Below are 22,844 nucleotides of genomic sequence, written 5' to 3' on the forward strand. Positions count from 1 at the left end.
CTTCCCCTTGTTTCTTATTTGTTAGTCCAGGAAGGTGTTACCGGCCCGGTACGCCTTCAAGATCAGATTCATCGATATAGCCGACGGTATCGTTCATCATATACTCGATCTGCATGTCGAAGATCTCACGGGCACTCTCGTCCTTGTTCGCCCACTTATACCAAATCGGGATGGCTTTGCGACGCCACTCATCCAGATCTTCCTGGCTCAGACGGCTCACGGTGTCACCCGCATCCTTGAACTTCTTCATGGCCTCAACGTTGCGTTTCTGAATGGTCAGGTAGTGCTTCTGGGAGTAGATGCGCACTTCGTCCTCTACCAGCTTCTGCAGTTTCGGATCCAGCGCATTCCAGGCACGCAGGTTGACGGTCAGGTCCATCAGATCCACCGGCTGGTAGATGGACATGACGCCGGGAGGTCCGAACAGGATGTAATCAGTCACCTGGGAAAAGCCCAGTTCCCAGTTCACCGCCGGCCCCACGTAATCGGCTGCGTCGATGGTGCCCTTTTCCAGGGCCGGGAAAATGTCAGAACCCGGCAGGCTCACGGTAGAAGCCCCGAACGCCTGAAAAACCTCGGCGACCATACCACCGGGAACCCGAAGCTTCATGCCTTTAAAGTCTTCGAGGCTGCTTACCGGATTCTTGGAGTGAATGATATTTGCGTCGTGCTGGATCGGGCCAACGTAGAACAGCCCGAACTTCTTGTAGATTTCCCGGGTCTTCTCGAGCATGCCCAGTGAGTAGAACATGGTGTCCCACTGATGAGGCTGATCGGGGCCGCCTGGATAGGATGACAGGAAAACCGAAGCGGGAATCTTGCCGGACCAGTACAGGGTGAACGGGTTCATGCCCTGAAGTACGCCACTGCGAACTGAATCGAACAGTGAGTTGTTATCGGCGGCAACGGCCTTGGCTGGGAAACATTTGAAAATCAGTTCACCGCCGGATTTTTCTTCCATTCCATTACACCAGTCTTCGAACAGGTCATAGCCGACCGTACCGGCATCCCAAACGGACTGGATTTTCCAGGTCGTTGCGGCCTGGGCCTGGCCTGCGCCCATCAGCATCGCGCCTGCGAAGGCCGCGCCCACCGCGGCCGTTTTCAGAAAACTTCTCCGAGGTGGGGCCTCGGCCGTGTCACCGTGAATACGGATGTTTTTATTCGAGTTCATCGACACATCTCCGTTAGCGTTGTTTTTCTCAGCGTCTGATCAACGCCGGTACGATGCAGTACAACGACCGGCATTAGAAAGATATTCGTAGCCAATCGCTGTTTAGTCCAGCCATCCTGGCACTGGTCAGACCAGTTTTTCCTGCATTACAAATGGACGAATTGGACGGAATCGGCCATATTTACAGGGCTTGGGAGCATACCGGTTGAAGGACTAATCACTTACAATTACAACAGTCACTGGTCAGACCAGCGAGTACAAACAGGCATCTGCATGGCGATATCCCAGGAAATTTCGTACCGATTGGAGCGACTTATTCTCGACGGTGGACTGGCGCCGGAACAAAAAATTCCGTCGGAACGGCAGCTGGCCGCACGCCTTGGCGTGTCCCGGGCAATCATCCGTGAGGCACTGCATGAGCTTCAGGGCCGCGGTGTCATCGAGACCCGGCACGGCAAGGGTTCCTTTGTCGCCAGCATGGTGCCCGGCTCCAACAGAATCGATGACCAGAGCCCGCTCATGCACCTGTTCGAGGGCCACCCCCGCACACTGTACGACCTCCTGGAAGTCCGCGAACAACTGGAGGGTCAGGCGGCATTCCTGGCTGCCCAACGGGCAACCAGCCTGGACCGGCACCGCATCACCAAGGCCTTCCGGGCTCTGGAAGAGACAGACCCGTTGAGCAACGCGCGCTCGGACCACAGTTTTCACCTGGCCATCGTGGAGGCGTCACACAATCCGGTTCTCGTCCATGTTCTCAACAGCCTGAAGAACATGATGCTGATGACGGTACAGGCCTCCGTGGCCAACCTGAACCCGCGGCAGGAAATGCGGAAAAAGATTGTCCGGCAGCACCGACAGCTGTACGAAGCGGTGATCTCTGGAAAACCCGGCGCCGCCCAGAAAGCTGCTACCGCCCACGTTCGATTTGTCAGCGATGCCATGCGGAATTTGGAGAAAGATGGCAGTGAAGTGATCCGGATGCCGGTCCCGCCGGACACGTCGGCACAACATTCGCAAACAAGTCTGTGATGCCGGCAGACTGCCACCGCATTTCGGACACTTTGATACACAGCGACATGCCACGTATTGTGGGTAACAGCGGCAAAACCCTCTGTAATGGGTATTGATTTCCGCAGCCACAGTCCGTAAAACATGCGCCTTTGACTGACAGCCTCGGGAGCTACCAATGGCGGACCAAGCGCCTTTGATCTGCAGGGATATTTACAAGACCTTCGACAAGCTGGAAGTGCTCAAGGGCATTTCCCTGGAAACCCGCAAAGGCGATGTTGTTTCCCTGATCGGCAGTTCCGGCTCTGGCAAGAGTACCTTCCTGCGCTGCATCAACCTGCTTGAAACTCCCACTTCCGGCGACATTATCGTGCACGGTGACCCAATCCGGTTCACAACCAACCGCAAGGGCGAACGAATTCCGGCCGATAACAAACAGGTTGAGCTGATCCGGGCCAAGCTGTCCATGGTGTTCCAGAGCTTCAATCTCTGGTCCCACATGACCGTGCTTGAAAACATCATTGAAGCGCCAGTGAACGTGCTGAAGGTGCCCAAGAAAGAAGCCATCGAACGCGCGGAAGCCTATCTCCAGAAGGTCGGTATCTACGAGCGCAAGGATTACTACCCGGCCCAGATGTCCGGCGGCCAGCAGCAGCGGGCGGCGATTGCCCGGGCACTCGCCATGGAGCCGGAAGTCATGCTGTTCGATGAGCCGACATCGGCCCTGGATCCGGAGCTCGTTGGCGAGGTTCTGAAAGTTATGCAGAGTTTGGCCGAGGAAGGCCGGACCATGATCGTGGTCACTCACGAGATGGCTTTTGCAAGGGATGTGTCAACTCAGGTCCTGTTTTTGCATCAGGGCGTGATCGAAGAACAAGGTACCCCCGAAAAAGTGTTTGATCATCCGGACTCGGAACGCATGAAACAGTTCCTGGCTCCCAACTTCTAACACTCGGTGCTATCTTGAATTCGTACTGGATGCAAAGCTTCCATAAAAAATAAGCCGAAAAGGCAAACCACTGGAGAAGTGACACATGAAAAAACTGATTGTTGCAGCGAGTTGCGCCCTGGCCATGGCGGCCGGCACCGTCCAGGCCAAGGACTGGAAAGAAATCCGTATCGCATTCGACGTGCCTTACGAGCCGTTCGAATACAAGGACGAAAATGGTGAACTGACCGGCTTCGAAGTCGAGCTGGCCGAAGCCATGTGCGAAGAAATGAAAGCGGACTGCGAATTCGTGATCCAGGCATGGGACGGCATGATTCCGGGCCTGCTGGCGCGCAAGTTCGACGCCATCATGTCCTCCATGTCCATCACGCCGGAGCGCGCCGAGCGCGTCCTGTTCTCCGAGCCGTACTACAACACGCCGGGCGGCTGGTTCGCTCGTGACGGGTTCGAGACCGACGTGACCGATATGGGCGCGATGGAAGGCAAGGTTGTCGGCGTTCAGCGCGGCACCACCATGGACACCTTCGTGACCGAAGAGATGGGCGGCATCGTCAGCATCAAGCGCTACACCACCGCAGACGACATGGTTCTGGATCTCGAGGGTCAGCGCCTGGACGTAGTCTTTGTTGACTATCCGGTCGGTGAGCAGACCATCCTGAGCAAAGACGGCTTCAAGGAAGTCGGTGAGCCCGTCAAGCTGGGTGAAGGCGTAGGCGTTGCCATGCGTCAGCGTGACAAGGATCTTGCCGGCAAGGTAAACGCGACTCTGAAGAAACTGAAGAATGATGGCACCTACGACACCATCATGCAGAAGTACTTCAACTACGACATCAAGATGTAAAACCGCAGGGGTGGCCACTCCGGCCACCCCTGATTACCGGACTTTTCCATGCTCGATCTGAAAGGCTATGGCCCGGCACTACTTGACGGGGCAGTCATCACCATTGAACTGGCCTTCCTCTCTCTGGCCGTGGCCGTCACTCTCGGACTGATTGGTGCCTCTTCCAAACTTTCCAGTAACCGTCTGGCCAAAGGTATTGCGACAGCCTACACCACGCTGATTCGCGGAGTACCGGACCTGGTCATGATGCTGCTGTTCTATTACGGCGGCCAGGTGGCCGTGAATAACCTCTCCGATATGCTGTGGGAGGCTTACGAAATCGACTTTTTCTTCCAGTTCGACCCGTTCATTTCTGGAGTTGTCACCATCGGACTGATCTTTGGCGCCTACATGACCGAAACCTTCCGCGGTGCCTTCCTGGCGGTCGAAACCGGGCAAATTGAAGCTGCCCGGGCCTACGGATTTACCCGCTGGCACACGTTCCGCCGCATTATTTTCCCGCAGATGCTTCGCCACGCGCTCCCGGGTATCGGCAACAACTGGCAGGTTCTGCTCAAGACCACCGCGCTGGTTTCCATCATTGGCCTGACGGACATGGTTCGGGTCGCCGAAGAAGCCGCCAAGGCCGAGCGTATGCCCTTTCACTTCTTCATACCGGTAGCGTTCGTGTATCTGGCACTGACGGCCGGTTCCGAGCTGTTCATCAAGTGGCTCGACAAGCGCGCCAATGTTGGCGTGGTTCAGGGGGGATAAACGATGCCGGACTTTATCGCCCAGTGGCTGAACCAGAACGAAATTTTCACCGCCATGACCATCATGGAATACTGGAACGGCCTGGTAAGCACCGTGCAGCTGGTGTTCCTGTCTCTGGTGATCGGCCTTCTCTGCGCTATCCCGCTGGCGATCATGCGCACCAGCAAAAACCCGTTCGTCTCCGGACCGGTGTGGCTTTACACCTACCTGTTCCGGGGCACGCCCCTGCTCATCCAGCTGTATATCATTTACTATGGCATTGCCCAGATTCCGGGTATCCAGGAAACCTTCTGGTGGGAGATCTTCCGGGAACCCTTCTACCCGGCACTGCTGGCCTTCACTCTCAACACGGCGGCCTACACCACCGAGATTATCCGGGGCGCGATTGCAGCGACTCCCCATGGCGAGATCGAGGCAGCCAAGGCCTACGGCATGAACTGGTTCATGCGGATCCGTCGCATTGTGCTGCCAAGTGCGGCCCGGCGGGCTGTGCAGGCGTATTCCAACGAAGTCATCTTCATGCTGCATTCGAGCGCAATCGCCAGTGTGGTAACCATTGTGGATCTGACCGGCGCGGCCCGGAACATATACTCCCGGTTCTATGCGCCGTTCGATGCGTTCATCTTTGTGGCACTGATCTACATGATGTTGACCTTCATTCTGGTGTTCGCGTTCCGCAAACTTGAGAATCATCTGTTGCGGCACCAGCGCCCGATTAACAACTGACGTTCACAAGTTCCCGAACTGCGGGTGCCCGGGCAGGCAGGGTGTTGCCTCCCGGGAGCCGCTCAAGCCCATCCATGGGTCGCTTGAGTGAAGCCATCCATGGCTTCACACACTCCCGGGAGGCAACACCCTGCCCGCCCCCAGACCTCTTTCGGGGATTCCAATGAGCGTGTACTCGAATCTCTTTTCTGATTCCTCTGACTGGCTTGACCACACCCTGAGTTTTGCCTCCGCCGAGGTCCCTGAAGTTCGCACCGAGCTGGTTGATGGCACCGCCATCGTCCGAAAAGCCCTGGGGATTCTGGAGCTCACGCCGCCAGCCGATCGGGCCAACACCAACCACGAAGCCCTTATCGTCTCCGCCGGCGTGCACGGCAATGAGACAGCACCCATCGAAGTACTCAACGGTTTGGTCAGTGAACTACTGAATGGCGACTGGCAGCTGGCATGCCCCACCCTGCTGATTCTTGGCAATGCGCCCGCCATGGTGGCCGGCGAACGGTTCCTGGATGTGAACATGAACCGGCTGTTCCACGGTGCCCACGAAAAGCCCGAGTACCGCGACCTGCCCGAGGCGTCGCGAGCCCGGCAGATTGAGGCGCTGTGTCGGCAGTTCTCCGAGAGCCACCCGGACCATGCGCTTTCTCACTATGACCTGCACACGGCGATCCGGCCATCCCGGCGGGAAAAGTTTGCGCTGTATCCCTTTGTGGACGGCCGTCGGGTGCCGGCTGATCAGTGCGATTTCCTGCGGGAGGCCGAGGTGGAAACCCTGCTGCTTCAACACAAGTCGGGCACCACCTTCTCGTCCTTTACGTCGTCTCAGCTGAGCGCCGAGAGCTTTACAGTGGAATTGGGAAAGGTTCGGCCGTTCGGTCAGAACGACCTGACCCGGTTCCGTGGCATCGGGGATGCCCTGCGCCGGCGGTTTCGCGGTGCCCCGGCGCCGCAGCCCAGCAGGTCATCAGCCGGGCTAACGGTATTTGAGGTCGTTCACGAGATTCTGAACACCGGGGCCAGCTTCGAGTTTCACGTCCCGGATGACGTGGCCAACTTTACCGAGTACGCGCCTGGCACGGTGATCTGGGAGGACGAAAATACCTGTTACCGGGTGGGTGATATCGCCGAATCCATCGTGTTCCCGAACCGGGATGTCCCGGTTGGCCAGCGCGCGGGCCTGTTGATCAGACCCCGGAAAGATTCCGGGGTCTGATCGGTCGCCGGTTCACGCTGGCGCGTTTTCGGGCTCGGGCACGGGCGTTTTGATCAGCTGCGTGCACACGGCCGGAATCACCAGCAGGGTCAGGACCGTGGACGCCAGCAGGCCGGAGATAATCGCCCAGGCCATCGGCGGCCAGAGCGTTGAGCTCGAGAAGGCCAGGGGCAACAGTCCCGCCACCGTGGTGGCCGTGGTCAGCAGGATGGGACGGGTGCGTTGCTCAACCGCCTTGCGCACGGCGTCACGAATACCCTCCCCCGCCTCCAGTTGCCGGTCCATCACATCCAGCAACACGATCGCGTTGTTCACCACAATCCCCACCAGGGCAATCACCCCCAGCAGCGACTGAAAGCCGAACGGCGAATCCGAGAGAACCAGCCCTGGGAAGATGCCCACGGTGGCCAGGGGCACGGTCAACAGAATGATGCCAACACGGCGGAACGAATTGAATTGCAGCAGCAGGAAAAACAGCAGCAACAGCACGCCAATCGGCGCGGCCGTCAGCAAGGCCCCATTGGCATCCCCCGAGCCCTCGGCGTCGCCGCCCATTTCGATACGGGTACCGGCCGGCAAGGGGTTGTCCTCAAGGGCACGATACAGGCCATCAAGGGCCCGGCTGAAGCCGTACCCGGTCAGCAGGTTCGCGGTGACGGTGTTCATTCTCACGCCGTCTCGAAGATACCGGACCGCCGGTTCCCAACTGGTCTTCACACTGGCAACCGCCGCCAGGGGTATGGCGTCGCCCTGATCGTTATAGATATTGACTGACAGCAGACGGGGCAGCGGCAGGGACGTGCCCTCCCGGGATCGCAGAACCAACGGGATCGGGTCTTCTTCCTGACGATAGCGCTCGGCGACGACGCCGAAGCTCTGACCATAGAGGCTCTGGGCTACGTCCGCCCGGGTCAGCCCGTAGCGGGCTGCGGTCGCATCGTCGACATTGATGGCGATGCTCGGCACGCCAATGTCCAGATCATGGCGGACATCAACGGTACCTTCGACATCGCGAAGAATGCCAAAGATCTGCTCCACCGCCTCGGTTCGGGTTTCGTCGTTGGCGTGATAAACCCGAACTTCCACCGGTGCCGCCCTCGGCGGTCCCTGACCAAGAATACCAACGGTGACATCCAGCTCCGGCATCTCCTGGCTCACATGGGCGCGAACCCAGCGGATCATCTCGGTGGTGTCCGCCAGGGTCGGAGTACGGATCACCAGACGAGCGCGGTTTGGCGCCTGGGGTGCCCGTTGCAGGTTGTAATAGAAGCTCGGGCCGGTAAAGCCGACAAACCGGTGAATTTCGACCGCATCAGGCTGGGTACGGATCATCTGTTCCAGATCCGCCGCCGCCTGCGCGGTGCGCGCCTGATCCGTACCTTCCGGCATATAAAGCTCGACGATAACCCGTGGCCGGTCGGCATTCGGGAAAAACTGTTGAGCCATGAATGGAGTCATCGCCACACTGATGGCCACCAGCAGAACCCCGGCGGCGATGAGTCGGCCGGGATAGCGCGAAACCAGGCCACCAAGAAATCGGGCCAGGCCAACCAACCGGTTCTTGCCGTTATTGGCCCGGGGCTTCAGGAACCTGGCTGCCAACAGGGGCACCGCGGAGATCGCCAGCAGGTAACTGACCGACAGAGTCAGCATGATCATGACCGGTACGCCCCGGGTGAAGTCGGCGGCACCGCCCTTGGATAACAACAATGGCGCGAAGGCGGCCAGCGTGGTTCCGGTGGAGGCGCCGAGGGGCCCTGCCAGCTCGGCCACGGCCTTGCGCAGCGCGTCCAGGCGCCGCATACCCTCGTCCAGGTGACCCTGGATGTTCTCGACGATAACAATGGCATTGTCGATGAGAATCCCGAGGGAAATGACCATGCCGATGACCGCTATCTGGTGCAGTACGCCGCCACCCAGGTCATAGAGGCCAACACTGATCAGCGCCACCATTGGCAGTATCGACGCCATCAGCAATCCCATGCGGATGCCCATGCCGGTGAACACGACCGCGACAATGATCAGGACCGACAGCACCAGGCTCCAGGCGAGGTTATCCAGACGCTCCTCCACCTTGTCCGGCTGGAAGAACATTTCCCGGATCTCGTAGGGCTGAAACTCTGACCGGATCGACTCCACCCGTTCCCGGACCCGCTGACCGAAACGGATCGCGTCGGTTGTCCCCTCCTCCATAATCACAGAGACCAGAACGACCCGTTCACCGTCGAACCAGGTTTCCGGCTGCCTCGGTTCCACCGGCCCCCGCCAGACATCGGCGGCAGCCGCCAGGGGTACCTGTGAACCATCAGGCAGTTCGATCGGCGTGGCCCGAATGGCATCAATGTCGGCAAACTCGCTGTTTGGCAGCACCGACAGACGACGCCCGTTGACCACCACAAAACCACCGGGAATGGTTTGGTTGCGCCGGGCCAGCGTATCCATGACCCGCGCCGGTGAAATGCCCAGCCGATACAGCGCGGCATCATCGAGCGCCAGGGTGATCTGCTCATCGGCATCGCCCTCCAGGTCAACTCGCGACACCCCGTTGATGCCCGAAAGATTCTGCTTCAGGCGTTCGGCCACCTCGCTCAGTTCCGTCACCGACGGTCCGCCGGCAACAGCCAGAACGATGGCCGGAATATCAATCAGCCGGTCATCCAGGGCCATCTGCCCGACATCATCCGGAAAATCCTTCCGGGCACGCTCCATGGCCAGTCGGACCCGGTCCCAGGCCGGATCGGTGTCGTAGATGGTGTCGTTCAGGCGCAGTTTTGCCAGAGCAACGCCGGTTCGGGCGGTGCCCTGAGTGAACTCAACTTCCTCAACCTGGCGCAGCTCATCAACGAGCGGCCGAAGAACAAGCCGCTCGACCGCATCGGCACTGGCACCCGGGTAGTTCACACTGATCATCCCGGCGCGGTAGGGAAATGACGGATCCTCCTGGCGGGGCATGGTGCTGTAGGCGGCCACCCCGAGCAGGCACAACATCGTGACCACCATGCCCAGCAGGCGCTGGCAGTTGAGAAGCCGGCGAGTCATCAGCGCACCTCCACTGCATCACCGTCGGTGAGGCGCGTCATGCCTGCGTAAACCACCTGGTCGCCCGGTGCGAGTGCATCCGCCCGAACCACAACACGCTCGCCAACAACCCGTTCCACAGTCACCGGAATACGTCTGGCCTCACCACCGCGCACCCTAAACACACCGGTACTATCGGCCATACGAATCACCGAGAGCAGCGGCACCGTCGTTGCCGAGGTTCGAACCGGCGTAATGCCAACCTCGACGGGCTCACCGGGTTCCAGGGTATCCACCGGCAGGCTGACCAGAACCGGGTGCAACTCGCCGCGCACCGCTCCGGCCTGGGCAATCTCCACCACCGAGCCGGTCTGCTTGCGCCGACTGCGGTCCTGAACGGACCAGACCGGCAGTTCCTGCTCCAACGCCACATGATCCAGCAGGTACGCTGGCACCCGCACTTCCACTTCCCGTCCCTGCGGCGAGGACAGACGCATAACCGGCTGGCCGGCGGCAACGAATTCATCCGGTTCCACCAACAGGGCTTCCACCCGGCCGGCAAAGGGCGCGCGCAATGCGCTCTCGTTCAGCAACTGGGTGGCTTCGGCCAGAGCGGCTTCGGCAGTGGCTACGCTGGCCCGGAGCGAATCCCGACGGGCACCAATCTGCTCCAGACTCTGCTCGGATACTACGCCGCGCTCGTGCAACCGACTTGAACGGTCCCATTCCCGCTTAGCCTGTTCGTATTGGGTATTCAGCTCCTCCAGCTTGGCCCGGGCCGAATCCCGGGCCGGCGCCAACGCGGGGTTGTACACTCGAGCCAGGACATCGTCTGCTGCCACCCGCTGGCCCAACTCAACCGCGCGCTCTTTCAGCGTCCCGCTTACCTGAAACGTCAGTGTCGCCCGCTGGGTGGCCCGAACAATCCCCGAAAAACGCAGCGGTATTCCTTCAGTCTGTCCCCCTGTTACCTCGGCAACGCGCACGGACACCTTAGGGCTCTCTGAGTCAGCAGACACATCACCGGCCTTACACCCGGTCACAATGATGGAGGAAACAAGCAGAAAAATAGCGGCGATTGAATGGGGAAGTGGCTTCATGATCAGTCCTTTCGTCCATGTTCGTGTCGGTGGCAGGTACCCGCTCCGTCGGAAACCCGAAAGATGCTTAACGACATAATGTCACTCTTTGACATTTTGTCAATAATCAGCTTTTATCCACTTTCAGGTATGATGCCCGTGCAGTTTCAGATAAATGGAAGACGCCATGAGTGAACCGCTTAAAACCCGCCGCGAACGGGAAAAACAGGCCCGACACGATGCCATTCTGGACGCAGCCGAGCTGGTGTTCTCGGAAAAAGGCTACGAGCGCACTTCCATGGACGACATCGCCCGCACCGCCAGTCTGAGCCGGGCGCTGCTGTATGTGTATTTCAAGGACAAAGCGGCGATTCAGCGAGGAATCATGCTGAGGGCCGGCCAGAGCCTGACCGCACGTTTCCAGGACGCGAAAGCAACCGCCGATACCGGGCTCGCGCAGATTTCGGCCATGGGCGAGGCGTATTACCGGTTTTATCAGGATGAGCCGGATTACTTTTCCGCTCTGACCCAGGCCTCAACGGCCATGGCGGAAGCGGACGAAAGTCAGGCGGAGGAAATGCTGTGCTCGAAGTCCGAGCTGATGGAGCTGATGATCGGTGCCATCCGCCAGGGGCTTGAGGATGGCACCATGAGTCGGGAACGGATCACGGACCCGGTGCAGACGGCACTCTACCTGCGGGGCGCCCTGCACGGCGTCATACTGCTATGCCAGTCCGAGCTTGGCGCGGCGGGTCATGGCGAGGCCAGCGGGAACTTCGCTGCCGATGCCCTGATCCGCCACACCATGGACATGCTGACGTCGTCGATCGCGTCCTAGAGCTGGAAATCGTAGATCGATCCCAAACCAAGAATACCGGTCAGCTCGTCAAGGGCCTTACGGACCTCTTGAAGCAGCATCGGATCCGCGAGGTCCTCCTGCGAAAGCCGGTCCCGGTAGTGGGCCTTGACCCAGGTTGTCAGGCGCTCATACAGGGCATCGGTGAGCAACACACCCCGGTGCATGGCCTGCTGCTCGTCGTCGTTCAGCACCACCCGTAACCGCAGACAGGCCGGACCGCCACCGTTGCGCATGGACTGTTTGACGTCGAACACTTCCACCGAGGTGATGGGGCCGCCGGACTTGACCAGTTCGTCCAGGTAGCGGCTGACCGAAGCCACTTCCCGGCACTCGCCCGGTACCGCCAGCAACATGCCATCGGGGGTATTCAGCAACTGACTGTTGAACAGGTACGAGGCCACGGCATCCTCAATGGGCACCTCGGAACTGCTGACCCGAACAGCGTCCAGCTCGGCGCCGGTCAGTCGGGACCGAATGTCCGCCAGCACCTGTTCCTCCTCGAGAAACGCCATTTCGTGATAGAACAGCGTGTTGCCATTGCCCACGGCAATCACGTCGTTGTGGAACACGCCGGCATCGATGGCCGCGGGGTTCTGCTGGGCAAAGACAACGCCCTGATCCTTAAGCCCGTGCAGACGGGCGATGGCCTGCGAGGCTTCCAGGGTCTGGCGTGCGGGGAACTTTTTCGGAGCAGGCGCCTGCTCATTGAACGCGATCTGGCCGTAGACAAAGAGCTCAACGCCCGGTTCTCCGTAACGGCCGCACAACCGGGTGTGGTTGGCCGCGCCTTCGTCACCAAACTGACTGACCGACGGCAGCGCCGGATGATGGGCGAAATAGCTTTCATCCGCGAAGATCGCCTTGAGCGCACGCCCGGTCACCACATGCTCAATGGAGCGGTGGAATTTGGCGCTCAGGTTCGCCGGGGTAAAGTGCACCCGGTGATCTCCGGTGTCGGCACTCGGGGAGACCGTCGCGGCATTGGCCGTCCACATGGTTGAGGCAGACGATACCGCCGCCAGAATGGACGGGCTGGCCTTGGACACGCTCTCGAGAATCTGGCTGTCGGTGCCCTCGAAGCCCAGCTTCCTGAGCGTCGGCATGTGCGGGCGCTCGTGCGGTGGCAGGATTCCCTGCACATACCCCCGGTCCGCCAGGCGCTTCATCTTCGCCAGCCCCTGAAGAGCCGCCTCTCGCGGATTGGACTCTGCGCGCACATTGGACTTCGAGGCAACATTACCCCAGGAGAGCCCGGCGTAGTTGTGGGTTGGGCCGACCAGACCATCGAAATTTGCTTCTACCGCGTGCTTCACCATCGCTGTCGGTTCCGTTCTTATTTGTCGAAATTGAGGCCGGGCGCGAGACTCTCCGGCACCTCACTTTTGCGGGCTTCCAGCGACGCCATTGGCCATGCGCAGTAGTCCGCTGCGTAGTAGGCACTGGGACGGTGGTTACCGCTGGCCCCCACACCGCCAAACGGCGCGGCACTGCTGGCGCCGGTGAGAGGCCGGTTCCAGTTCACGATGCCTGCACGCACTTCTTCCGCGAGGCGGTCGTAGAGTTTGCGGTCATCCGTCAGGATGCCGGCAGACAAGCCATAACGGGTATCGTTGGCCAGTTCCAGCGCGTCATCAAAGCTCTTGTACCGATAGACGGTCAGTAGGGGTCCGAAAAATTCATCGTCACTCAGATCCAGACCGGTCGCATCGACAATACCCGGCGTCAGCAGTCCGGTATCCGGCCTGACCTGTTTCATCTCCAGCAGAGACTTGGCGCCCTTCTCCAGCATGCTGGCCTGGGCAGCCAGGAGCTTCTCGGCCGCTTCCGCGGAGATCACTGAGCCCATGAACGGCTGTGGTTCAGCATCGAATTCCCCGACCTGGATACGGCCACACAGCTCAGCCAGACGATTCAGGAATTCGTCGCCCTTCTTCCCTTTCGGCACCAGCAGGCGGCGGGCACAGGTACAACGCTGACCGGCGGAAAGAAATGCCGATTGCAATGCATGGTGAGCCGCGCCGTCTACATCCGACACGTCCTGCACAATAAGAGGATTGTTACCGCCCATTTCCAGCGCCAGTATCTTTTCCGGCTGGCCGCCGAACTGTTCGTGCAGCAAGTGCCCGACCGTGGAACTGCCGGTAAAGAACAGTCCGTCGATCATGGGGTGGCCAGCCAGAGATTTTCCGGTCGTCGAGGCTCCCTGAACGAGGTTGATCACACCGTCCGGTGCGCCCGCTTTTTCCCATAGCTTGACCGTCATTTCCGCCACGCCGGGCGTCAGCTCACTGGGTTTGAACACAACGGTGTTACCCGCCAGCAGCGCAGGCACAATGTGTCCGTTCGGAAGGTGCCCCGGGAAATTGTAGGGGCCGAACACCGCCACCACACCGTGAGGCCGATGTCTCAGTACAGCCTGGCCACCGGCCACCTCGGATTCGGAATGCCCGGTGCGATCATTGTAGGCCTTCACGGAAATGGCGATTTTGCCAATCATGGCCGCGACTTCCGTGCGCGATTCCCAAAGCGGCTTACCGGTCTCCAGACCGATCTGATGGGCCAGTTCCTCCTTGTGGGCCTCAAGCTGATCACGGAACGCTTCGACCACAGCCTGGCGCTCCGCGAAGCTTTTCCGGCGCCACTTGAGGAAGGCGTTCCGGGCTTCACGGACAGCGGCATCAACATCCTCGAGATTGGCACTGTTGCCATCCCAGACGGTTTCTCCGGTAACGGGCTGAACCGACTCAAACCAGGCACCATGGCCCTCAAGCCATAATCCATCGATGAAAAGTCCGCCTGTCAGGTTTGCCATATCAGAGCACCTCCCGGTACTGGAATTCTGTAGATTGGAAATGCGGCGACGAGCTGCAATTCAGCTCTTCGTGGAACGGCTGCGGTGTTCCCGGATCCTGTCGTCCGCCTTGTCTTGTCCCCTGTAAGTATGGATGGGCAGAGGACCATTGTCTTTCAAGGGCGCCAGTCGAACCGGGTCGCCGGACTCAACATTCAGCGCCTCGGCCACCGCCGGAGGCATCTTGACGGTGTCGGGACCAATGCAACTGGCCGGTATCGTGGTAACCCGGAAGTCCCGGAATGAGCGGTTGGACACCATCACCCGTTCACTGGCCGGCACATCCAGATCCAGCGGGGTCTGGGTTATCATCGCGTACCGGTTGACCGAATCCCGGACCGTCCGGATGTTGTGGACGAAAGCCTCGACCACCGGGCCACCATCGAAGATATCGACCAGGCCATTGAAGTTGAAACCTTCCGCCTGAAGCATCCTGAGCGCCGGCGCGGTGTTGTCGTGTACCCGGCCAATAACGGCCCGGGCGGAATCCGGCAACATCGGAAGATAAATCGGGTACTTAGGCATGAGTTCGGCAATGAAGGCTTTGTTCCCAAGCCCCGAGAGCATGTCGGCCTGGCTGAACTCCATATCGAAAAACTTGCAGCCCAGGGCATCCCAGAGCGGACTGCGCCCATGCGGGTCCGACACCCCGCGCATTTCCGCAAACACTTTCTCGGAGAAATGCTTCCGGAACTCATCGAGGTACATGAAACGGCAGCGCGACAGCAGGAGACCGCAGCCGCCTCCCTTGTAGTCATCGGACAACAACAGCGAACAGATCTCGCTGGTATCGGTCATGTCGTTGGACAGGTGCAGGGTTGGCGTACGCACGTGTACCCCCAGCTCCCTGGAGGCATTGACCGTTACGCTGAGCCGATAATTGTAGAAGACTTCATCCAGCCCGACCCGGGCCTGAATGCCGCTGATGCCCACGGTTTTCTTTTTCTCGGTGTCTTCCAGGGCAAACAGGTATAAACCGGCTTCCGGCGCACAGCGCTGATTGAAAGTTTCCCGGGCATGGGCAATCTTTCGCTGCAGAAGTTCCCGGTCTGCCGGCAGGGTCGTAAGCCCCTTACCGGCGTTCTGCGCCATGGTGTAGAGATCATCAAGATCGTTTTCCTGAAGCGGGCGAATCACCAGCATTGCACGCCCTCCTTCCGGGTTACTGTTGTCATAGTGGCGCAATCCTTACGACATCGCCGGCGCTCTTGCCGAGCACCGGCCAGGTCTTCACAGACACTTTCAGTTCGTCATCCAGGGTTTCCTCGACGTGCGTCAACGTGCACCGGAAATCCGATGCTTCGCCAGCGGCAATCAGGCAGAGTTCCCCGGCTTCATCGTGCCGGCCATGCAGGGTTTTGCGATGACTGGTCACCAGGGTATGAAGCGAATCCGTTCGGGCTTCGAGCACCGGCCCGGCGTCGAAAATATCGAGGTAGCAACCGGCATGAAAGCCCTCGCGTTGCAACAGTTCGAAATTCGGCGCCGTCATTGCGTGGGCCCGCCCCAGCGCCGACTGGGCCTCTTCGGTCAGCAAGGTCACATAGATCGGATTGGGCGGCATCAGCTCGGCAATAAAGGTCTTGCTGAGCATGGCCGAGTACTGATCCGCGGTTTCAAAATCCATGTTGAAGAAATGCCGGGCCAGGCTGTCCCAGAACGGCACGCTACCATCCTCCAGCTGCACACCCTGAATCTCCACAACCACCCGCGATGAAAACCAGTCCCGATGCTCGGCAATGAACAACATCCTGGCCCGGGACAGCAGCTCAAACGCCTCGGTGCTCCGAAGTTCCGGACGGATGGAGAAAGAGCAAAGCAGGGTCTGGTCGGTCAGGGAATGGGACGGATACAGCACCTCAACACGGCGAGATACGCCCAGCTCATGGGAGGCGTGGATCAGGGCATCACGCCGGTAGTTGTAGAACGGCTGGCCGTTGCCGGCGCGGGCATCGATACCTGCCGTGCCATCCACAGAGCCGGTCGCCGTATTCTCCAGGACGAAGAGAAACCTCGGTGCCTCGCCGGCCGGAACTCGCCCGGCAAATGAAGCGACCGAGTGTTCTATTTTCTGCGCAAGGGCCTCCGACTGTTTGGGCAGGGTCGAGGAAAGGCGGGCACTCTGAGTGCCCGCGATCTCGAGAATCTGCTCCAAATCATCCGGTTGCGCCGGACGTACAAGCCACATATTGACTCCTTACGCCGCCAGCTTCTTCACCGCCGCTTCGAATCGCTCAAGCGCATCTTCAATGTCGGATTCCGGGATAATCAGCGAAGGTGCCAGACGCACAACGTTGGGGCCAGCCACCAGCACCATCACGCCCTCATCCAGACCCGCGTTGAGGAAGTCCTTGGCCTTGCCCTTCCACTCGTCAGTCAGCACACAACCGAGCAGCAAGCCCGCGCCGCGGACCTCACTGAACACGCCATAGCGCTCGCCGATGTCCATCATGCCCTTGCGCAGGCGATCAGACCGGGCCTTGACGCCCTTCAGAATGTCCGGCTGACGGATCGTATCCACAACTTTCTGTGCCACCGCACAGGCCAGTGCGTTGCCGCCATAGGTACTGCCGTGGGTGCCGACACCGAGGCTGGCCGCCACCTTGGCGGTGGTCAGCATGGCGGCAACCGGGAAGCCGCCGCCCAGGCCCTTGGCGCTGGAAAGAATGTCGGGGACCACACCATACATTTCATAGGCATACAGGTGCCCGGTACGGCCTACGCCGGACTGGACCTCATCGAAGACCAGCAGGGCGTTGTTGTCGTCACAAAGCTCGCGCAGCCCCTTCAGGAATTCCGGATCGGCCGGCATGACGCCGCCCTCGCCCTGAATCGGCTCGACCACAACGGCACAGGTTTTCTCTTTCGAGATCAGCTTCTTTACCGATTCCAGGTCATTAAAATCGGCGTGGTGAATACCACCGGGCGCCGGCTCGAAGCCTTCCAGATACTTGGGCTGACCACCAACACTGACCGTGAACAGGGTGCGCCCGTGGAAGGCGTTCTTGAATGAAATGATTTCGTTCTTCTCGGCGCCGTAGTGCTCCCAGGCATAGCGACGAGCCAGCTTGAACGCCGCCTCGTTGGCTTCACCGCCCGAGTTGGCAAAGAACACACGCTCGGCAAACGTGTGATCGCACAGGGTCTTGGCCAGGCGCAAGGCCGGTTCATTGGTCATGACATTGGACAGGTGCCAGAGTTTCTCTGCCTGGTCCTGCAGCGCTCCGATCAGGCCCGGGTGGGAATGCCCCAGACAGGTCACCGCGATACCGCCCTGGAGATCGACAAACTCCCGCCCTTCCTGATCCCAGATGCGGGACCCTTCGCCTCGGACCGGGATGATCGAACCGGGTGCGTAGTTGGGTACCATGACTTCGTTGAAAAGTTCGCGAGTGACGGGCTCTCTATTCATAAATCTCTCTCGGGAAACGCGGTTGGACGCACAAAGATAGTAAAGTTACCGCACCGGGCAAGTACGTACGTGTGCGGATGATATGCCCATGATACGCCACTCAGGGCATAAGAACATCCGGTTCCCCCACCGCCGGCAGTTCAATGATTTCCCGATGTTTGCCATCCCGGCCCATCAATGCCTTGATCAGCAGTTTGTAGGAATCCAGGTCAAACGTGACTGCCTGGCCCCGCAGCGACAGATCACGGGCATCACTTTCCTCATGGACCGTTGCCACGTGCATCCAGTTGTAGACCACGAGGATATCGGTTCGCCCGGCGAACCGGTCGCGCTCGACCACACCCACCGGCCCTTTCCATGGCCAGGTCTGCAAGCGAAGACCGTGGAACGCGATCTGGGTTCGGAGATTGTAACGGGTCACGTCCTCCAGGCCTTCGCAGGCACCTCTGCAACGCCCCAGAGCCCGCTGGAAACAGGCACCTTCGTGATCGGGCTCGAGTCCGAGCAGGCGGTTACACAGGTCATTTTTCGCGGCAATACCGCTGAGCGCCCGCTCGGCATCCCGCTTGCTCCGGAACAGGCCGAAATAGTCCCCCAAGCGGTGCGGCTTGATCTCCCGAACCAGGCGCGCCTGCAAAAAACCGTCGCTGTTTTCGCATAACTCGATACTCACCAGGTTCTTGGCGGCACGGGACCGACGATTGAACATCGGCTTCAGGGTCTTGATCTGTTTCAGTTCCAGTAACAGGGCGCCCAGCTCCCCGGCCGTTTCTGTCCAGTCCACCCGCCGCAGGCTCTCGGACATGCGGACGCCACGACTGGTGTTGTGATCCCCAGAAAAGTGGGAAGCCACCCGCTGGGCAATATTGGTGCTCTTGCCAACATAAAGCAGCACGTCGTTCTCACCGTAGAAGCGATATACACCAGGCCCGGAAGGCAGGTCCTGGAGCGTATCCGGAGGCAGGTGCGAGGGAATACTCGGGCGCTGAAGCAGATCCCGGACTGCCCTCTCCATTTGGTCATCGCCCTTGTCCATCCGGGCATGGAGGAAGAACGACAGCATGGCCTCCACGTCGCCCATGGCCCGATGGCGCTGCACTTGTGCCAGCCCATGGCGTTCAATCAGGGCATCCATGTTGTGGCGCCGGAATTCCGGATACAGACGGCGGGACAGCTTTACCGTGCACAACACCCTGGCCGAGAACGTCCGACCGAGCCGGCGGAACTCCGACTTGATGAAGCCATAATCGAACCGGGCGTTGTGGGCGACGAACACCGTGCCCTGCAACTGAGCTTCCAGGTCATCGGCGACGTCCGCAAACAGGGGCGCATCCGACACCATCTCATTGGAGATCCCCGTAAAATTCTCGATGAACCGGGAAATACGAGCCTCAGGGTTCAGCAGCGTCTGCCACTCTCCCACTGTTTTTCCGTCGCGCCAGAAACGAATGCCGATCTCGGTAATCCGGTCCCGGGAGGCGTTGCCTCCTGTCGTTTCGATGTCGAGAAAGGCAAACGTTGTGTTCTGCAGGTGTGTACTTTCGGATGTCATAGTTCAAGTGTACGTTTTACAACCAATCGCAGATGGCTGTATGGAAACGAAAAGCATCTTTAGACCTTCGTCTAAAAAAAGCGCGAATTAATTTGAAATGTCACAAATTCGTAACTACGGTGTTTCTGGGTCCAACAACAATAATGTGTGGAGACAACAACGATGCAAAGCAACAAATTAAGAACGGCAATTCGTGCGACAGCAGCTGTAGCAGTGATGGGTGCAGCTTCTCAGGCGGGTGCCGTTAGCTTGAATGTGGGTGACGACGTCGAAGCAAGCCTCTACGGCTACGCGCGCCTTAACATGAGCTACGATCTGGACGATAACCGGGCTGTATCAACTCGTGCCGGTACCTTTACCTCTTCCGCCAACCCTGACTCTGAAGGCCACTTTGGTGCCGATGTTCAGCAGAGCCGCTTGGGCATCAAGGTAAACCACGCTTCTGGCGTTGCCATCACAGTTGAAGGTGATTTCCGTGGCTCCGGCAATGGCGCTGGCAGTCTGCGTATGCGTCACGCCTTTGGTGAGTACAAGGGCCTGATGGCCGGACGTAACTGGTCTAACTACACAAGCTTCGTGGGCAACACCCCGACGCTCGACTTTGACAGCCTTGCCGGTACTGCGGGTAGCCAGGACCGTACGGAGCAGATCCGTTACACCACGGGCGCACTGTCCTTCTCTCTGGAAGACCCGAGTGCACAAGGCGTTCTCGGCGCAGGTGACAATACCCGCACCTCTGCCCCGGCCCTTACTGCTCGCCTTCAGGATTCAGCGGGTGGGTTCTCCTATGCAGCGGCGGTTCTGGTAAGCCAAGTCACTGCCGACGACGGCACCAACGATGACAGCGCACTGGGTTACGCTGCATTTGGTGCAGCATCACTTGATCTGGGCGACATGCTCTCTGTTCAGGGTGCGGTTAACTACACCGACGGTGCCAACGGCTACCTCTGGCGCTCAGGATCCAACTACTTTGGACCCAGCGCATATGTTGATGGCACCAGCATTGAAACCATTGAAGGCGTTGGCGGCTCCCTCGGCGTCAGCCTGGCACTCGGCGGTGGTCGCAGTGTTAACCTGGGCTACGGCCTGACGACTCTGGATCTGGACGACGCGATTGCGGCTGGCGCAACAACCAATGCCGACGCAGAGACCAACCAGAACATGTTCCTGAACTACATGTGGACCCCTGTCCAGAATGTGATGATGGGCGTGGAGTACGGTTACTTCGATCAGGAAACTGTTGCCGGCGACTCCACAGACGCCAACCGCGTTCTGTTCGCTGCTCAGTATAGCTTCTAACTTCCTTTAGAAGTTAACTCAGGGAAGGCCCCGGCATTTGCCGGGGCTTTTTCGTTCCATTCCGGTGCAACAGGCACCGTCATGATTCAAACCAGCCCCACCGCTTACACCACGCCAACCCGATCCTCAAAAAATTCAGAAACTTAGCAGCCCGAACTTTTTGGCACACCTGATGCTTAGTAACCCTTGCATGGAATGCGACGGAGACACTCCGCCCCGTTCAGCTTATTAACCAATGAGGTGACACGATGAAAAAGGCCAAAGACCAGAACCTGCTGTTCGAACTGACCCAGCCCTACGAGGCCGCAACGATGCAGGACCTGCACGACTACTTTGACTGGATGTTCTTCGCCAACTGAGAGCAAACCCTACACACAAAAAAGCCGGGAGGGCGTTATGCCCTCCCGGCTTTTTCATTCCCGGAAGACTTCGGATCCCGTCGCCGGTTTACAGCAACAGGGACCGAATATCCCCCAGCAGCTGGCTAAGCAGTGTCGTGAACCTTGCCGCATCGGCTCCGTTCACCGCACGGTGATCGTAGGACAGCGACAGCGGCAGCATCAGCCGGGGCTGGAACTCCTTGCCATCCCAGACCGGCTTCATGGCCGCCTTGGAGACGCCCAGGATCGCCACCTCCGGCGTATTCACGATCGGCGTAAATGCCGTGCCGCCAATACCACCCAGACTGGTGATCGTGAAACAGGCACCCTGCATCTCCGCAGGCTTCAACTGCTTGTCACGGGCCTTTTGGGCCAGGTCGGCACTCTCCGCCGCCAGCTCCCACAGCCCCTTCTTATCGACATCACGGATCACCGGCACCATCAGCCCGTGAGGCGTATCCACGGCAATGCCAATGTGGATGTATTTCTTGCGGATCACTTCCTTCTTGTCCATGTCCAGGGAGACATTGAACTGCGGCAGCTCCGCCAGCGCGGTAGCACAGGCCTTCAACATGAATGGAAGCGGCGTCATCTTCACGCCCTTCTTCTCACCGGCCGCTTTCTGCGCCTTGCGGAAATCCTCCATGTCGGTGATGTCCGCATCCTCGAACTGAGTGACGTGCGGCACATTCAACCAGCTGCGCTGCATGTTGGTGGCTGTCGCCGCCATCATGCGGGACATGGCCTCCTTCTCAATGTCACCAAACTGACTGAAGTCAGGCAGCTTCACGCCCGGGATTCCAGATGCAGTACCTACGGACCCGCCTTGCTGGGCCTGCTGCAACTGGCTCTTCACATAGGCCTGAACGTCGTCTTTCAGGATTCGGCTCTTTGGCCCGGATCCTTTGACCCGCGTCAGATCCGCGCCCAGCTCACGAGCCAGCTTGCGCACCGCCGGACCAGCATGGACCTTGGTACCAGGCGCGGGCGGCTCGTAGGTTGCTCCCTGGGGCTGCGGAGCCTCCTGTTCTTTTTTGGGCTTGTCGTCCGACTTGCCCTGTTCTACGGCAGCCTGCTGCTCCGACTCTGACTCCTCGTCGCTTTCGGGCTCTCCACCCTCTTCTTCGACGGTCATTTCAATCAGATCATCACCCTCGGAGAGCTTGTCGCCCTCGGACACCAATATCTTGCCGACCTTGCCGGCGAACGGCGAGGGAATCTCCATGGTCGCTTTGTCGGATTCGACGGTGACCAGGGGATCGTCAGCCTCAATGGAATCACCTTCAGAGACATTTATCTCGATAACCGGCACATTATCAAAGCCATCCAGAGCCGGGACCTTCACCGTTTCCTTTCTGGACCCTCCGGACTTCTTCGGAGCCGGTTTGCTTTTCTCTGGCTTGTCCTCGGATTTGGCTTCGGCCGCTTCCCCGGACTCATCCGACTTGTCTTCAGCCTCGTCACCGGAACCCGAAGCACCGCCGTCGGCGTCTGCCTCCATGGTTCCGACGACATCACCTTCCTTCACCTTGTCACCAACCTTCACGGTAATGCCGGTGATCTTGCCGGCACCCGGCGACGGCAGCTCGACCGACGCCTTGTCGGACTCCACCGTCAGAATGGGATCCTCTTCCTCTACCGAATCCCCCTTGCTGACGATAATTTCGATAACCTCGACCTCGTCCGCACCGCCGAGATCCGGAACCTTGATTTCCTGTTCACTCATG

18 protein-coding genes are annotated in these 22,844 nt (G+C 59.3%); 8 read left to right on the forward strand and 10 right to left on the reverse strand.

Annotated features, from left to right (window positions below; all coding sequences use genetic code 11):
- Positions 1–37: 37 nt before the first annotated feature.
- Complete coding sequence (gene dctP, locus KZO34_RS06935) at positions 38–1,174, reverse strand: TRAP transporter substrate-binding protein DctP (protein WP_219474889.1); 1,137 nt, start codon at positions 1,172–1,174, stop codon at positions 38–40.
- Between the two features lie 273 nt (positions 1,175–1,447).
- On the opposite strand from dctP, the gene KZO34_RS06940 reads away from it, so the two are divergent.
- The 6 genes from KZO34_RS06940 to astE all read left to right on the forward strand — a co-directional run bounded on the left by KZO34_RS06940 (position 1,448) and on the right by astE (position 6,667).
- Positions 1,448–2,206, forward strand: coding sequence for an FCD domain-containing protein (locus KZO34_RS06940; RefSeq protein ID WP_219474894.1), 759 nt, complete (start codon positions 1,448–1,450; stop codon positions 2,204–2,206).
- Positions 2,207–2,363: 157 nt separating this feature from the next.
- Positions 2,364–3,134 carry an ABC transporter ATP-binding protein gene (locus KZO34_RS06945; RefSeq protein ID WP_219474896.1) on the forward strand — a complete coding sequence of 257 codons (771 nt, stop codon included), beginning with the start codon at positions 2,364–2,366 and terminating at the stop codon, positions 3,132–3,134.
- An 85-nt stretch (positions 3,135–3,219) separates the two neighbouring features.
- Positions 3,220–3,975, forward strand: a complete 756-nt coding sequence (locus KZO34_RS06950; RefSeq protein ID WP_219474898.1) for a transporter substrate-binding domain-containing protein — start codon at positions 3,220–3,222, stop codon at positions 3,973–3,975.
- Positions 3,976–4,023: 48 nt separating this feature from the next.
- Entirely contained in the window at positions 4,024–4,728 is a 705-nt protein-coding gene (locus KZO34_RS06955; RefSeq protein ID WP_219474899.1) for an ABC transporter permease, read from the forward strand.
- A gap of 3 nt (positions 4,729–4,731) precedes the next feature.
- Positions 4,732–5,454 (forward strand): ABC transporter permease, encoded by a 723-nt coding sequence (locus KZO34_RS06960; RefSeq protein ID WP_219474900.1) that lies wholly within the window; start codon positions 4,732–4,734, stop codon positions 5,452–5,454.
- Between the two features lie 163 nt (positions 5,455–5,617).
- Positions 5,618–6,667, forward strand: coding sequence for a succinylglutamate desuccinylase (gene astE, locus KZO34_RS06965; RefSeq protein WP_219474902.1), 1,050 nt, complete (start codon positions 5,618–5,620; stop codon positions 6,665–6,667).
- A 12-nt stretch (positions 6,668–6,679) separates the two neighbouring features.
- On the opposite strand, the gene KZO34_RS06970 is transcribed toward astE, so the two are convergent.
- Positions 6,680–9,706: an efflux RND transporter permease subunit gene (locus KZO34_RS06970; RefSeq protein WP_219474905.1), complete on the reverse strand. Its 3,027-nt coding sequence runs from the start codon at positions 9,704–9,706 to the stop codon at positions 6,680–6,682.
- A complete protein-coding gene (locus KZO34_RS06975; RefSeq protein WP_219474907.1) occupies positions 9,706–10,785 on the reverse strand; it encodes an efflux RND transporter periplasmic adaptor subunit in 1,080 nt (359 codons plus the stop codon). The genes KZO34_RS06970 and KZO34_RS06975 overlap by 1 nt, the downstream gene beginning before the upstream one ends.
- Before the next feature lie 166 nt (positions 10,786–10,951).
- Here KZO34_RS06975 and KZO34_RS06980 point away from each other — a divergent pair, with 166 nt between their 5' ends.
- The gene (locus KZO34_RS06980) at positions 10,952–11,602 is read left to right on the forward strand and encodes a TetR/AcrR family transcriptional regulator (RefSeq protein ID WP_219474909.1); all 651 of its coding nucleotides are present in this window, start codon (positions 10,952–10,954) and stop codon (positions 11,600–11,602) included.
- Here the strand turns inward: KZO34_RS06980 and astB are convergent.
- The 6 genes from astB to KZO34_RS07010 all read right to left on the reverse strand — a co-directional run bounded on the left by astB (position 11,599) and on the right by KZO34_RS07010 (position 19,438).
- Positions 11,599–12,939: an N-succinylarginine dihydrolase gene (gene astB, locus KZO34_RS06985; protein ID WP_219474912.1), complete on the reverse strand. Its 1,341-nt coding sequence runs from the start codon at positions 12,937–12,939 to the stop codon at positions 11,599–11,601. The two genes, KZO34_RS06980 and astB, sit on opposite strands and share 4 nt — an antisense overlap.
- 17 nt (positions 12,940–12,956) lie before the next feature.
- Positions 12,957–14,435 carry a succinylglutamate-semialdehyde dehydrogenase gene (gene astD, locus KZO34_RS06990; protein ID WP_219474915.1) on the reverse strand — a complete coding sequence of 493 codons (1,479 nt, stop codon included), beginning with the start codon at positions 14,433–14,435 and terminating at the stop codon, positions 12,957–12,959.
- 60 nt (positions 14,436–14,495) lie between these two features.
- Positions 14,496–15,617, reverse strand: coding sequence for an arginine N-succinyltransferase (astA, locus tag KZO34_RS06995; protein ID WP_219474918.1), 1,122 nt, complete (start codon positions 15,615–15,617; stop codon positions 14,496–14,498).
- Positions 15,618–15,645: 28 nt separating this feature from the next.
- Positions 15,646–16,662 carry an arginine N-succinyltransferase gene (locus KZO34_RS07000; protein WP_219474922.1) on the reverse strand — a complete coding sequence of 339 codons (1,017 nt, stop codon included), beginning with the start codon at positions 16,660–16,662 and terminating at the stop codon, positions 15,646–15,648.
- 9 nt (positions 16,663–16,671) lie between these two features.
- Positions 16,672–17,886 (reverse strand): aspartate aminotransferase family protein, encoded by a 1,215-nt coding sequence (locus KZO34_RS07005; protein ID WP_219474925.1) that lies wholly within the window; start codon positions 17,884–17,886, stop codon positions 16,672–16,674.
- Positions 17,887–17,986: 100 nt separating this feature from the next.
- Positions 17,987–19,438, reverse strand: coding sequence for an exonuclease domain-containing protein (locus KZO34_RS07010; RefSeq protein ID WP_219474928.1), 1,452 nt, complete (start codon positions 19,436–19,438; stop codon positions 17,987–17,989).
- 216 nt (positions 19,439–19,654) lie between these two features.
- On the opposite strand from KZO34_RS07010, the gene KZO34_RS07015 reads away from it, so the two are divergent.
- Positions 19,655–20,737, forward strand: a complete 1,083-nt coding sequence (locus KZO34_RS07015) for a porin (protein WP_257900221.1) — start codon at positions 19,655–19,657, stop codon at positions 20,735–20,737.
- 447 nt (positions 20,738–21,184) lie between these two features.
- On the opposite strand, the gene aceF is transcribed toward KZO34_RS07015, so the two are convergent.
- Positions 21,185–22,843: a dihydrolipoyllysine-residue acetyltransferase gene (gene aceF, locus KZO34_RS07020; protein WP_219474933.1), complete on the reverse strand. Its 1,659-nt coding sequence runs from the start codon at positions 22,841–22,843 to the stop codon at positions 21,185–21,187.
- Between the last annotated feature and the right edge of the window lies 1 nt (position 22,844).

Source organism: Marinobacter sp. F4206, from assembly GCF_019392195.1.
Classification (GTDB): domain Bacteria; phylum Pseudomonadota; class Gammaproteobacteria; order Pseudomonadales; family Oleiphilaceae; genus Marinobacter.

Bases quoted from the DNA above. Each gene is read 5' to 3' on its own strand.
- dctP (WP_219474889.1), bottom strand. From the start codon at position 1,174: ATGAACTCGAATAAAAACATCCGTATTCACGGTGACACGGCCGAGGCC.
- KZO34_RS06940 (WP_219474894.1), top strand. From the start codon at position 1,448: ATGGCGATATCCCAGGAAATTTCGTACCGATTGGAGCGACTTATTCTC.
- KZO34_RS06945 (WP_219474896.1), top strand. From the start codon at position 2,364: ATGGCGGACCAAGCGCCTTTGATCTGCAGGGATATTTACAAGACCTTC.
- KZO34_RS06950 (WP_219474898.1), top strand. From the start codon at position 3,220: ATGAAAAAACTGATTGTTGCAGCGAGTTGCGCCCTGGCCATGGCGGCC.
- KZO34_RS06955 (WP_219474899.1), top strand. From the start codon at position 4,024: ATGCTCGATCTGAAAGGCTATGGCCCGGCACTACTTGACGGGGCAGTC.
- KZO34_RS06960 (WP_219474900.1), top strand. From the start codon at position 4,732: ATGCCGGACTTTATCGCCCAGTGGCTGAACCAGAACGAAATTTTCACC.
- astE (WP_219474902.1), top strand. From the start codon at position 5,618: ATGAGCGTGTACTCGAATCTCTTTTCTGATTCCTCTGACTGGCTTGAC.
- KZO34_RS06970 (WP_219474905.1), bottom strand. From the start codon at position 9,706: ATGACTCGCCGGCTTCTCAACTGCCAGCGCCTGCTGGGCATGGTGGTC.
- KZO34_RS06975 (WP_219474907.1), bottom strand. From the start codon at position 10,785: ATGAAGCCACTTCCCCATTCAATCGCCGCTATTTTTCTGCTTGTTTCC.
- KZO34_RS06980 (WP_219474909.1), top strand. From the start codon at position 10,952: ATGAGTGAACCGCTTAAAACCCGCCGCGAACGGGAAAAACAGGCCCGA.
- astB (WP_219474912.1), bottom strand. From the start codon at position 12,939: ATGGTGAAGCACGCGGTAGAAGCAAATTTCGATGGTCTGGTCGGCCCA.
- astD (WP_219474915.1), bottom strand. From the start codon at position 14,435: ATGGCAAACCTGACAGGCGGACTTTTCATCGATGGATTATGGCTTGAG.
- astA (WP_219474918.1), bottom strand. From the start codon at position 15,617: ATGCTGGTGATTCGCCCGCTTCAGGAAAACGATCTTGATGATCTCTAC.
- KZO34_RS07000 (WP_219474922.1), bottom strand. From the start codon at position 16,662: ATGTGGCTTGTACGTCCGGCGCAACCGGATGATTTGGAGCAGATTCTC.
- KZO34_RS07005 (WP_219474925.1), bottom strand. From the start codon at position 17,886: ATGAATAGAGAGCCCGTCACTCGCGAACTTTTCAACGAAGTCATGGTA.
- KZO34_RS07010 (WP_219474928.1), bottom strand. From the start codon at position 19,438: ATGACATCCGAAAGTACACACCTGCAGAACACAACGTTTGCCTTTCTC.
- KZO34_RS07015 (WP_257900221.1), top strand. From the start codon at position 19,655: ATGGGTGCAGCTTCTCAGGCGGGTGCCGTTAGCTTGAATGTGGGTGAC.
- aceF (WP_219474933.1), bottom strand. From the start codon at position 22,843: ATGAGTGAACAGGAAATCAAGGTTCCGGATCTCGGCGGTGCGGACGAG.